Annotated in this window: 8 protein-coding genes; 4 read left to right on the forward strand and 4 right to left on the reverse strand. The window is 74.5% G+C overall.

Annotation, left to right across the window (positions count from 1 at the left end; all coding sequences use genetic code 11):
* Positions 1 to 123 precede the first annotated feature (123 nt).
* The gene (locus tag ACFXKG_RS17155) at positions 124 to 1,290 is read left to right on the forward strand and encodes an exonuclease SbcCD subunit D (protein WP_384838878.1); all 1,167 of its coding nucleotides are present in this window, start codon (positions 124 to 126) and stop codon (positions 1,288 to 1,290) included.
* Positions 1,287 to 4,415: an AAA family ATPase gene (locus tag ACFXKG_RS17160; protein WP_384838881.1), complete on the forward strand. Its 3,129-nt coding sequence runs from the start codon at positions 1,287 to 1,289 to the stop codon at positions 4,413 to 4,415. Before ACFXKG_RS17155 ends, ACFXKG_RS17160 begins: the two co-directional genes overlap by 4 nt.
* A gap of 37 nt (positions 4,416 to 4,452) precedes the next feature.
* Here ACFXKG_RS17160 and ACFXKG_RS17165 read toward each other — a convergent pair whose 3' ends face one another.
* The gene (locus ACFXKG_RS17165; protein ID WP_384838884.1) at positions 4,453 to 5,673 is read right to left on the reverse strand and encodes an MFS transporter; all 1,221 of its coding nucleotides are present in this window, start codon (positions 5,671 to 5,673) and stop codon (positions 4,453 to 4,455) included.
* A gap of 57 nt (positions 5,674 to 5,730) precedes the next feature.
* On the opposite strand from ACFXKG_RS17165, the gene ACFXKG_RS17170 reads away from it, so the two are divergent.
* Positions 5,731 to 6,702, forward strand: a complete 972-nt coding sequence (locus tag ACFXKG_RS17170) for a transcriptional regulator (protein WP_384838887.1) — start codon at positions 5,731 to 5,733, stop codon at positions 6,700 to 6,702.
* 220 nt (positions 6,703 to 6,922) lie between these two features.
* On the opposite strand, the gene ACFXKG_RS17175 is transcribed toward ACFXKG_RS17170, so the two are convergent.
* Positions 6,923 to 7,822 carry an ATP-grasp domain-containing protein gene (locus ACFXKG_RS17175; RefSeq protein WP_384838890.1) on the reverse strand — a complete coding sequence of 300 codons (900 nt, stop codon included), beginning with the start codon at positions 7,820 to 7,822 and terminating at the stop codon, positions 6,923 to 6,925.
* Positions 7,823 to 7,937: 115 nt separating this feature from the next.
* Between ACFXKG_RS17175 and ACFXKG_RS17180 the strand changes: the two genes are divergently transcribed.
* Positions 7,938 to 8,342, forward strand: a complete 405-nt coding sequence (locus ACFXKG_RS17180; RefSeq protein ID WP_384838892.1) for a GNAT family N-acetyltransferase — start codon at positions 7,938 to 7,940, stop codon at positions 8,340 to 8,342.
* A 12-nt stretch (positions 8,343 to 8,354) separates the two neighbouring features.
* On the opposite strand, the gene ACFXKG_RS17185 is transcribed toward ACFXKG_RS17180, so the two are convergent.
* Positions 8,355 to 10,037: a DUF885 domain-containing protein gene (locus ACFXKG_RS17185; protein ID WP_384838895.1), complete on the reverse strand. Its 1,683-nt coding sequence runs from the start codon at positions 10,035 to 10,037 to the stop codon at positions 8,355 to 8,357.
* Between the two features lie 400 nt (positions 10,038 to 10,437).
* Entirely contained in the window at positions 10,438 to 11,889 is a 1,452-nt protein-coding gene (locus ACFXKG_RS17190; RefSeq protein WP_384838898.1) for a GNAT family N-acetyltransferase, read from the reverse strand.
* Positions 11,890 to 11,906 lie beyond the last annotated feature (17 nt).

Raw genomic sequence — 11,906 nt, forward strand, 5'->3', positions numbered from 1 at the left:
CCGACTGAACCAACCGCCGGAGCAACCGAACCAACCGAACCAACGGGATCAACAGGACCAACGGGGCCAATCGAGCCAACCGGGCCAACTGCGCCAAGGGTGCGATCGGGAGGAATGTCTCTCTTGAGGTTTCTGCACACGTCGGACTGGCATCTCGGCCGGTCCTTCCACCGCGTGAACCTGCTCGACGCCCAGGCGGCCTTCCTCGACCACCTCGTGGCGGCGGTCCGCACCCACGACGTCGACGCGGTCCTCGTCGCCGGTGACGTCTACGACCGGGCCGTACCCCCGCTCGCCGCCGTCGAGTTGTTCGACCGCGCGCTGCACCGCCTCGCCGGTGCCGGGGTGCCCACCGTCATGATCTCCGGCAACCATGACTCGGCCCGCAGACTCGGCGTCGGAGCCGGGCTCATGGAGCGCGCGGGTATCCATCTGCGGACCGACCCGGCGGGCTGCGCCACCCCCGTCCTGCTGGCGGACGCCCACGGCGAGGTGGCCTTCTACGGGCTGCCCTATCTCGAACCGGCCCTGGTGCGGGCGGAGTTCGAGGCGTCGAAGGCCGGTCACGAGGCGGTGCTCGGGGCCGCGATGGAGCGCGTACGGGCCGACCTCGCCGCCCGCGCGCCCGGCACCCGCTCGGTCGTCCTCGCGCACGCCTTCGTCGTCGGCGGCGCGCCCAGCGACAGCGAGCGCGACATCACCGTCGGCGGAGTGGCAGCCGTGCCCGCCGGGGTCTTCGACGGTGTCGACTATGTCGCGCTCGGGCATCTGCACGGCTCCCAGACGCTCACCGAGCGCGTCCGCTACGCGGGCTCGCCCCTCGCCTACTCCTTCTCCGAGGCCGGCCACCGCAAGACGATGTGGCTGGTGGATCTCGGGCCCGCGGGGGAGATCGACGCCCGGCGGATCGACTGCCCGGTGCCGCGCTCCCTCGCCCGGATCCGTGGCCCGCTCGACGAGCTGCTCGGCGATCCCGCCCTCGCCCGCCACGAGGCGTCCTGGGTCGAGGCGACTCTCACCGACCCCGTGCGCCCGGCCGAACCCATGGCGCGGCTCGCCGCGCGCTTCCCGCACACGATCAGCCTCGTCTTCGATCCCGAGCGGCCGGAGGACGATCCGCTCGCCTCCTACGGCAGGCGCCTCGCGGGCCGTACCGACCAGCAGATCGCCGCGGACTTCGTGGCGCACGTACGGGGCGGGGCGGGGCCGGACGAGCGGGAACGCGTCGTGCTGGGCGCCGCGTTCGACGATGTACGGGTCGAGGCGACGGCGCGCGAGGTGGCCCCGTGAGACTGCACCGGCTGACCGTCACCGCCTTCGGCCCCTTCGCCACCACCCAGGAGGTCGACTTCGACGCGCTCTCCGGCGCCGGGCTCTTCCTGCTGCACGGCCCGACCGGCGCCGGAAAGACCTCCGTGCTGGACGCGGTCTGCTACGCGTTGTACGGGGCCGTACCGGGCGCCCGGCAGGGCCCAGGCACCACCCTGCGCAGCGACCACGCGCCCACCGGGGCCGTCACCGAGGTCGTCCTCGAACTGACCGTCGGCGGGCGGCGGCTGGAGATCACGCGGCGGCCCGCGCAGCTCCGTCCCAAGAAGCGCGTCAAGGGTTTCACCACCGAGAAGGCGCAGAGCCGGCTCCGGGAGTACGCCCCTGACGGCCATCCCGGCGGCGGAGAGTGGCGGGCCCTGAGCCGTTCCCACCAGGAGATCGGGGAGGAGATCAGCCAGCTCCTCGGCATGAGCCGCGAACAGTTCTGCCAGGTCGTGCTCCTGCCCCAGGGCGACTTCGCCCGCTTCCTGCGCGCGGACGCGGAGGCGCGCGGCAGACTCCTCGGCGCGCTCTTCGACACCCGCAGGTTCGCCGCGGTCGAGGAGCGCCTCGCCGAGCTGCGGCGCGCCGCCGAGCACCGGGTACGCGCCGGTGACGACCGGCTCCTCGGCATCGCGCAGCGCATCGCCCAGGCGGCGGAGGGGAGTTCGGCCACGGCGGGAGACGGGGAGGTGCCGCAGCCGCCCGAGGGGAAGCCCGGTGAGGCCGGGCTCGCGCCTGCCGTGCTCGCCTGGGCGGCGGCCGTACGCTGCGACGCCCACGAGCGGGCGGACATCGCGGCGTCGGGCCTCGCGCAGGCCGAGCACCGGCTGGCGGAGGCCCGGAGCATACGGGACGCCGAGGACGAACTCGGCGGCCTCCAGGAACGGTTCGCGGAGGCTCAACGGCGCTCCGCCGCCCTCGAAGCGCGCCGCCCCGAGTACGAGCGGAACCGTACGCTGCTGGAGCGCGACCGCAAGGCCGAACTCGTCGCCCCGGCGCTCGCCCTGCGCGACGAGGCGGAAGAGGACCACCGCGCCGCCTCCGCCGCGCACGGGCGGACCAGGGACCTGCTGCCTCCGGAGCTCGCCGACGCCGGGGCCGAGCAACTCGTCGCCCTGGAAGGGGCCGTACGGCAGGAGCTGGGCGCCCTCGACGCGGCGCGGCGTGTGGAGCGCCGCAGCGCGGAGATCACGGCCGAACGCGCCGAACTGGACCGGCAGGCGCGCGCCGACGACGACATCCTCCAGGAGGCGGCCGCCTGGCTGGCGGGCTGGGAGTCCGAACGGCGCGCCCTGCTCGACCGGGTGGAAGAGGCCCTGGAAGCGGCGACCCGCGCCGAACAACTGGCCGGACAGCTCGAACCGGCCGGGCGGCGACTCGCCGCGGCCCGGCGCCGCGACACCCTCGAAGGATCTGTACGGGAGGCGGAGCGGCGGCTGCTGACCGCGGGCACCCGCGTCAACACCGCCCACGAGCACTGGCTCGACCTGCGCGAGCGACGCCTGAAGGGCATCGCCGCCGAACTGGCCGCCCGGCTCGTCGAAGGCGCCCCCTGCGCGGTGTGCGGATCCGCCGACCATCCCGTCCCCGCGCGCCCCACGGACGACCAGGTCGATCCGGCGGCGGAGGACGCGGCCCTGGCGGAGTACCGGCGCTCCGGCGCGGCCCAGGAGGAGGCCGACCGCGCGCACGCGGCACTCCGGGAGCAGTACGCGACGGCCCGCACCCAGGCCGCCGACCCGTCCCGTGGCAGCGACCCGTCCCGTGGCAGCGACCCGTCCCGGGCCACCGACCCGTCCCGGGGCAGCGACGCCGCTTCCCACCCCCAGGACCCCACCGTCGTCGAACTCGCTGCCCTCACCGGGCGGTTGGACCGCGAACACACCGCGGCGCGCCAGGTCGCCGCCGGGGCGCACGCGGCGCGCGAGGCCCTGGCCGGGGCCGAGCGCGAGTACGAGGGCCGGGTCACCGCGCAGCGGGAGGCCGAACGCCGTGCCGCCGCCCGGACCTCGCGGCGCGAAGCGCTGGAGCGCGAACAGGGCTCGCTGCGAGCGGAGTTGAGCCGCGCCAGGGGAGAGGCCGCCACCGTCGCGGACCGGGTGGCCGAACTGGCGGGCCGGGCCCGGCTGCTCGCCGGGGCGGCGGAGACCGCACGCGCCGCCGACGCCACCGCGCTGCGCCTCAAGGAGGCCGACGGGCGTCTCGCCGGCGCCGCCTTCCGAGCCGGCTTCGACACCCCCGGCGCCGCCGCCGAGGCACTGCTCGGTGCCGCCGACCGGCGCGCGCTCCAGCACCGTATCGACGACTGGCAGGCCGAGTCCGCCGCGGTCGCCGACCGGCTCGCGGAACCCGCGCCCCGGGAGGCCGCCGCGCGACCGCCCGCCGACCCCGGCCCCGCGCGGGCCGCCCACGACGCCGCGGAACGCGCCCTGCGCGCCGCCTCGGCCCGGGGCGCCGCCGCGCGGGAGACCCGGGAGCAGCTCGCCGGGCTCTCCCGGCGGGCCGAGACCGAGGTGCGCGGGCTCGGCCCCGTACGCGAGGAGTACGACCGGGTGGCCCGCCTCGCCGGGCTCACCGCGGGCACCTCGGCCGACAACGAACGCCGGATGCGTCTGGAGTCGTACGTCCTGGCGGCCCGCCTCGAACAGGTCGCGGCGGCCGCCACCGTACGCCTCCAGCGCATGTCGTCCGGGCGGTACGCCCTGTCCCACACCGACGCCCGCGCGGGCGGACAGCGTCGCTCCGGGCTCGGGCTGCACGTCGTCGACGCATGGACCGGCAGCGCCCGCGACACCGCGACGCTCTCCGGCGGCGAGACGTTCTTCGCCTCCCTCGCGCTCGCGCTCGGCCTCGCGGACGTCGTCACCGACGAGGCCGGCGGCGTACGGCTGGACACACTCTTCATCGACGAGGGCTTCGGCAGCCTGGACGACCAGACCCTGGACGAGGTCCTGGACGTACTCGACTCGCTGCGGGAACGGGACCGCAGCGTCGGCATCGTCAGCCATGTCGCGGACCTGCGCCGCCGTATCCCGACCCAACTGGAGATCGTCAAGGAACGGCACGGGTCCGCGGTGCGCCAGCGCGTCGTCGGGGAGTGAACCGGCCCGCCCCTCCGGCGGTGCCACCGCGGCAGTGTCAGGGCGACGGTGTTTCCGTACGGGGTGCCCGCGCCGGCCGTGGTGCCCCACCGCCGGCCACCAACCCCTTCCGCAGACCGGGGGCCAGGGACAGTGTGACGGTGACGGAGAGCACCGCCATGACGGCCGGCGCCACCGGCACCGAGGTGAGCTGGGCGACGCCGCCCGCCAGCGCCGCGCCCACCCCCTGCATCGCGAGCATCCCCGAGGTGTGCAACCCGAGGGCGTGGCCGCTCAGTTCATCCGGAGTCAGGGACATCAGGCGTTCCTGGAGGACCAGGCTCGCGGCGAACCCCACCGAGGCCAGGGCCACGGCCGCCGCCACGAGCGGCAGCGCCGGACGCAGGGCGAGCAGCGGATACGGCAGGGCGAGCAACAGCAGCAGCGGTACGCCGAGCCGCCCCCGCCACCGGGGCGGCACGAACCGGCCCACCGCGACGTCACCGGCCAGCATGCCGCAGGCGCCGCAGGCGAAGAGGAGCCCCGCGTACCGGGGCGCGTAGGCGACGAAGAGCGATTCACAGCCGACGACCAGCCCGTTGGGCACCCACAGTGCGAGATAGACGGAGCGGCGGGGACGCGAGGACCACAGCAGCGCGTTGGTCCGCCAGGTCTCGGCGGGCGAGGGGCGCCCCGTCGCACGCGGCGGCCGACCGCTGAGACCGAGGTAGGCGACGACCGCGGTGGCAAGGTGGAGGACGGCGCCCGCGAGCAGGGTGCCGCGGGGCGACAGGGCGGTCACCAGCAGACCGCCGGCCGCGAAGCCGCCGATCTGCGCCGCGCCCGCGCACAGGTTGAGCACGGAGCGCCCGAGCAGATAGCCGTCCCGCTCAAGAATCTCGTTGAGCAGCCCGTACCGCACCCCGCCGACCGGCGAGGCGACCGTACCGAGAAGGAACAGCACACCGAACGAAGCCCCCACCGGCATCCCGGGGACGGCCAGGACAGCGGTGCCGAGGGCGAACAGCAGCGACGTCCCGGCCAGCGTGGCACGCGGCGGCAGCCGGTCGGCCGCTGAGAGGAGCGTGGCCGCGCCGATCACCTGGGCGAAGGAGGTCCCGAACATGGCGAGCGCGGAGAGCAGTGGTGAACCGGTCGCCGAGTAGATCAGGGTGCCGAGCGCGAGCCCGCCGACCGTCTGTGCGCCGACCTGTCCGGCGGACATGAGGAACAGCGGGGTGAACTCGGGCACACGGAAGAGTTCGCGGTAGGTACGCATGATCGGAGTGTCGAGCGGCCACGGCCGGGCCGTTACTCTTTCGCGGGGAGGCGAAACATGGGCTGGTGGCAGATCAGCACGGACACCCTCGCGAGCAGCCGCTTCGTCGTCTCCGCCCTGGCCGAGACGGTCGCGAGCCTCAAGACCCTGGAGCGGGGCACGGCCGCGCACCCGGGCGAGCGCGCCTGGCTCGGCCGCCACCTGCCCGCCTACCGCGAGCGCCAGGCGGACGACCCGGTCGGCGCGCTGCTCGTACGGGCGGCGCTGGGGCGGCACTGGAACGCGGACTATCTCACGCCCACCCCGACCGGCGACGGCGACCCGCCCTTCGAGGACGAGGTGAGGCGCGTACGCGAGACGCCCGCCGACGCCGCCCGCGCCGATCTGACCGTATCGTCGAACGGCCCGCTCCCCGCCCGGCTGCACCGCTCCGACTTGCCGGAACGCACCGCCGAGGTCCTGACGTGGGTGTGGACACGGACCGTGCTGCCCACCTGGCCGAGGCGCCGCCGCGTCATCGAGGCGGACGTCGTCGCGCGTACGGCCCGGCTCGGCCGGGCCGGCTGGGCCGCGACCCTGGACGGCATGCGCCCCGGGATGCGCTGGCTCGGCGGCAGCCGCCTCCAGATCAACACCAAGGACAACCCGCCGAGAGAACTGTCCGGGGCGCGCCTGATGTTCGTCCCCGTGACACCGGTCACCGGATGGGTCTCCTGGGACGCGCCGCACCGGTACGCCGTGGTCTACCCCTGCTCCGGCACTCTGGCCGAGGCGGACCGCACCCCCGTCCCCGAGAGCCTCGGCGCGCTGCTCGGGCCCGCGCGGGCGGGCGTCCTGGTCCTCCTCGACACCCCGAAGAGCACCACCCAACTGGTGGCGCTGACCGGCCAGGGCCTCGGCTCGGTGGGCCGCCACCTCAAGGTCCTCCTCGACGCCCGGCTGATACGCCGCCGCCGCGCCGGCCGGTCCGTGCTCTACTTCCGCACCGACGCCGGCGAGGCCCTGGTCAACGCCCAGCACGACGCCTGACCGGGCACGCGGGAACCGCCCCGCACCCCAGGGGAAAACCGCATGACAACCGCCCCCGCCCCGGCCATCATGGTCGCCCATGCCCGCACTTGAGCCGCCCGCCCGCCGTGCCGCCGGACGCCCTGCGGCACGGGAGGCCGTCCCTGGCAGGGGCGCGTCGGTCGCTGGCAGGGGTGCGTCGGTCCGTGGCAGGCGCGGGTCAGTCCGTCGCAGGCGCGGGTCAGTCCGTGGCGCCGGCCTCCGCGAGCGCGGTGAAGAGATCCGTCAGGTCCGCCCCGGCCGGCGCCCCGCTCACCTGTCCGTCGCCCACCTCCACCACCCGCCACACCCCGTCCTTCCGCAGCGCCAGATCCGTCGTCAGGAACCGGCAGCCGAGGGCCCGTACGGCACGGGCCACCGCCGCCGGCACCGGGGCCGCACCTCGCGCGGAGGCCAGGTCCGGCAGGTGGCCGGGGGTGTCCGGGTGGGGGGTGGTCAGGACCGGGGCGCCGTCCACCCACCACACACGGGCCTCACCGCCGGGCGTGAACGGCTCGTACGCGCGCAGCACCACCCCACCGGCCAACGAGTCCTCCTGAAGCGCGAAGAAGCGGTCCACCACCGCCATGAGGTGTTCGTGATCGGTGAGTTCGGGGACGAAGCAGGCCTCGTCCCACCGGTCCTTCCGGGACTTCACGTAGTCCTTGACGATCCCGGGACCCGGACCGAGGGGCGCCGCCAGCGCCGCCAGTTCCGCCCGCGCGGGGGGTGCGGCGGGTGGCCGCTCCTGCCAGACGCTCCGCGGCGTGAGGTCCGCGAACTCCTCGTACCAGCCCGGAAGTTCATGGGCGCGCCGGTACGAACCGGGGTCGGTCAGCAGCCGGCAGCCCCGTACCTCCATGCCGCGCGCCAGTTCCTCGTACGACGCGGGGGGCATCATCCACCCCCGGTACCAGTACGGCCCCGAACCGCGCCGCACCCCCGCCAGCGCGCCCGCCGTGTCGCCGGAGAGCAGCGCGTCATGGTCGAGCAGCGCGAACGCCGAGTCGGGCGAGCGCGCCAGGGCCGCCTCGGCGGCGAACACCGGATCGGTCCGGACAGTCCGCAGCGGATCGGCGCAGAACAGAAAACCGGCTTCCATCGCATCCCCCAGACATTTCACACGCTTGAGTCGCGCACCTTGTGACTGCCCTTTGACTGCCCTGTGATTGTCGCGCTTCCGGCGGACGAGAATCAGAGGAGAACCAGGAGAGAACGTGTCCACGACCCCCGCACTCGACATCCGTCCCGCCCTCTCGGACGACGAGCTGAACGAACTCTTCGCCGCCTCGTGGCCGGACCACACCACGACGGCGTTCGCGCCCCTCCTCGACCGCAGCCTGCTCTGGGTGGCCGCCCGGAGCGCCGGGCGGCTCGTCGGGTACGTCAACGTCGTCGGCGACGGTGGGCTGCACGCCTTCGTCCTCGACACCACCGTCCACCCCGACGAGCGACGCCGGGGCCTCGGCCGCCGGCTCGTGCGGACCGCGGCGGCCGAGGCGTGCGCGCGGGGCGCGCACTGGTTCCACGTCGACTACGAACCGGCGCTCGCGCCCTTCTACGCGAGCTGCGGTTTCCGGACCACCGAGGCCGGGCTCATGCCGCTCGTGCCACGCGGCTGAGCCCGGCCCGCGTCAGAGCTTCGACAGCTCGTCCACCAGATCGTCCAGGCCCAGCGAGCCCTGCGACAGTGCGGCCATGTGCCACGCCTTCGCGTCGAACGCGTCGCCGTGCGCCTTGCGCGCGTTCTCCCGGCCCAGCAGCCAGGCCCGTTCGCCCAGCTTGTAGCCGATGGCCTGGCCCGGCATCGACAGATAGCGGGTCAGCTCGCTGCTGACGAAGTCCGCGGGACGGCCGCTGTGGCTGCCGAAGAACTCCTCCGCCAGCGCGGGCGTCCAGCGCTCGCCCGGGTGGAACGGCGAGTCCGCCGGGATCTCCAGTTCCAGGTGCATCCCGATGTCCACGATCACCCGGCAGGCACGCATCATCTGCGCGTCCAGATAGCCGAGCCTGCGCTCCGCGTCCGGCAGGAAGCCCAGCTCGTCCATGAGACGTTCCGCGTAGAGCGCCCAGCCCTCGGCGTTGGCGCTGACCTGCCCCACCGACGCCTGATAGCGGGAGAGCTGGTCCGAGACATGCGTCCACTGCGCGATCTGGAGATGGTGGCCCGGGACGCCCTCGTGGTACCAGGTCGACACCAGGTCGTACACCGGGAAGCGGGTCTCGCCCATGGTCGGCAGCCAGGTGCGGCCGGGGCGTGAGAAGTCCTCGGAGGGCCCGGTGTAGTACGGGGCCGCCGCGCCGCCGGGCGGGGCGATGCGGGACTCCACGCGGCGTACCCGCTCGGCGAGTTCGAAGTGCGTGCCGTCCAGCGCGTCGATCGCCTCGTCCATCAGCTTCTGGAGCCAGATCCTGACCTCGTCGACGCCCTCGATGTGCGCGCCGTGCACATCGAGATGGGCCAGCGCCTCCCAGGGGCCCGCGCCCGGCAGAATCTTCCCCGCCTCGTCCTTCATCTCGGCGAGCAGCCGGTGGTACTCCGACCAGCCGTACGCGTACGCCTCGTCCAGATCCAGGTCCGTACCGTTGTAGTAGCGCGCCCAGCGGGCGTAGCGCTCCCGGCCCACGGTGTCGGGCGCGTCCTCGACGGCCGGGGCGTACACCTCACGCATCCAGTCGCGCAGTTCCGCCACGGCGGCGGTCGCCGCGTGGGCGGCACCGTCCAGTTCGGTACGGAGCGAGTCGGGGCCGGCCGCGGCGAACTCCTCGAACCAGCCCCGGTCCGTACCCGCCCACTCCGTGAGCTGTTCGACGAAGGTCGCCGTCGCGCGCGGCCCGGCCGGCAGCTTGCGCTCGATGCCCAGCGCCAGCGACGCGCGGTACCCCTCCAGCGCGGCGGGCACGGCACGCATCCGCTCGGCGAGCGCCGCCCAGTCCGACTCGGTCTCCGCGGGGGTCACGCTGAAGGCGTTGCGGATGAAGTGCGGGGCGGAGTGGAGGTTGCTGACCTCGCGCAGCCCTTCGTCCGTGTCGTGGACGGCGAGGAACGCGGTGAGCCGCTCACGCAGCAGCCGGCCGCAGCGCCGCTCGGCGTCGCTGTCGGCGCCCGGCAGGGCCTCGGCCTCGTCGAGCCGGGCGAGCGTGGCGCGGGCGAGATCGGCGCGGGCCTGCTGACCGGCAGGGGAGAAGTCGGGGAGGCGGCGGGAGGATTCCGCCACGCCGAGATAGGTCCCGGTGATCGGATCGAGTTCGATGAGCGCGTCGACGTAGGCGTCGGCGACCTGGCGGGGCAGCGCGCTGCCGGCTGTGTCTGACATGCCGCCATCCTCTCCGACCCGGACGGTCGCGTCACTTCACCTTCTCCGGTGCACGGTCGGAATGGCTGATCAGGTGAGCCGGCGGAGGCGGGCGGCCCGGCGCCGCCCACGTCGTACGGCTCGGGACGGCGCGGGCAGGCCACGACGGACACCGGAATCCGGCCTTCTCCGTGCGGCGAAACGGCCGGTCAATTCGGCCCGATACGGACCGACGCGGGCCCGGAACCGAGGGGGAGCGGTGCCCGCGGCCCCGGACCGACTTTGGCCGGATCCATACGCTCCCGCGCGCCGCCGGACGGCGGGGTGGGGGCGGCGGCACGACCGGGCGGTGGCACGACCGAGGCGGCGGCGCGATCGAGACGGCGCCGGGGCCGGGCGGCCGGCCACCGCCCGGCGGGCGTCACGGAGTGGTCCGGTCGAACAGTCCGGAGTCGTTGTACGACGGACGGGGCGACCCGCCCGGCGCGGCCTGCTCCAGCCGGGCCGTGATCACGAGCGTGCCCTCGTCGATCTGGTAGTCCAGCGGCAGCCCGAGGTCACGCATGGCCGCGACCATGCCCGTGTTGGACGCCTGGGTCACCGCGTACACGCTGCCCGAGCGGGCCTCGACGGCCAGCGCGATCAGCCTGCGCAGCAGTTCGGAGCCGATGCCGCGCCGCTGCCAGGTGTCCTCGACGATCAGCGCGACCTCCGTCTCGTCGCCGTCCCAGAGGAGATGGCCGAGCGCGACGAGTCGCCCCGAGGCGGTCCGGACGGCGAGCGTCCGTCCGAAGCGCGGGCTGAGCAGGTGCGTCAGATAGCGGTCGGCGTCGCCCACCGGGCCGTGGTAACGCAGGCCCAGGGTGCGCGGCGTGCAGCGGCCGTGCATGGCGAGCGCGGCGTCGAGGTCGGCGATGTCGGCCCGGCGGACGGTGATCTCCTCGCCCTCGGGGAGGGTGAGCACGTCCTGGCTGCGGGGGATGCGCGGACCGAGCCGGGTGTCCAGCTCCACCAGCGCGTGGGCGCGGGCGAACTCGGTGGGGGTGAAGGGGAGATACGGGCGCTCTATGGTGATGCTGCCGCCGTGCGGGTCCCGCAGCCGCATCTCCGTACCGTCCTGTCCGTCGATGCCCTCGCACTCACCCTCCGGGCCGCCCTCGTCGTCGGCCGCGCGTCCGCCGGTGGATCCGGCGGGCCGGGAGTGGATGGTGCACCGCCCCAGCAACTGACGTAGTGCGAGGGGGAGTTCGGCCCCGTCCAGCGCCGTGCGTGTGGCGAGGCCGAGCACCCGGGTGGGGGTGTCCACCAGGTCGTGCGCGTCGGCCCGCTCGATCCAGGTGGCAGTGCCGCCCGCGGCCGAGACCTCACGGACGAGGTCCTTCGCCTGGAGCGACGCCGGGGCGCGCAGCAGGAATTCGTCGACCGTGCCGTCGGCCAGCGGATGGGTCCCCAGGGTGAGGATGTCCACCCGGTGCGTGGCGAAGGTGACGCACAGCGCGGCCAGGCTGCCCGGTTCGTCCTTCACGGTCGTCCGCATCCGCCACAGGGCCGTCTCCTCCGGCTCCGCCCTCTCCGGGTCCGCACCCTCCCGTACGTCCGGTGCCGTGGCCGGGGCGGAGGCGGGCGGTCCGTCTCCTCCGGACACCGGTGGCGCGTGCCCGTGCCTCCGGGCCCACCAGGTGTGGAACGCGGCCGTGGCGATCAACGCCACGGCCGAGGCGACCAGCAGGAACCCGCCGTCGGGTCCGTGCGCGATCAGGTTCGCCAGCGCGTCGGCGACCGCCACCGCGGTGAACAGGGCGGCCAGCTCGACGAGATCCCGCCGCCAGTGGTGGGGGCGGCGGGCACTCCTCGCGGAAGTCACATTGGTCATGACCTCACTCTGACCGA

The sequence above is a fragment of the Streptomyces sp. NPDC059255 genome (assembly GCF_042752355.1).
GTDB lineage: Bacteria > Actinomycetota > Actinomycetes > Streptomycetales > Streptomycetaceae > Streptomyces.

Coding starts and splice junctions, on each gene's coding strand:
- ACFXKG_RS17175 (WP_384838890.1), bottom strand. CDS start 7,822: ATGGAAGCCGGTTTTCTGTTCTGCGCCGATCCGCTGCGGACTGTCCGG.
- ACFXKG_RS17165 (WP_384838884.1), bottom strand. CDS start 5,673: ATGCGTACCTACCGCGAACTCTTCCGTGTGCCCGAGTTCACCCCGCTG.
- ACFXKG_RS17170 (WP_384838887.1), top strand. CDS start 5,731: ATGGGCTGGTGGCAGATCAGCACGGACACCCTCGCGAGCAGCCGCTTC.
- ACFXKG_RS17190 (WP_384838898.1), bottom strand. CDS start 11,889: ATGACCAATGTGACTTCCGCGAGGAGTGCCCGCCGCCCCCACCACTGG.
- ACFXKG_RS17185 (WP_384838895.1), bottom strand. CDS start 10,037: ATGTCAGACACAGCCGGCAGCGCGCTGCCCCGCCAGGTCGCCGACGCC.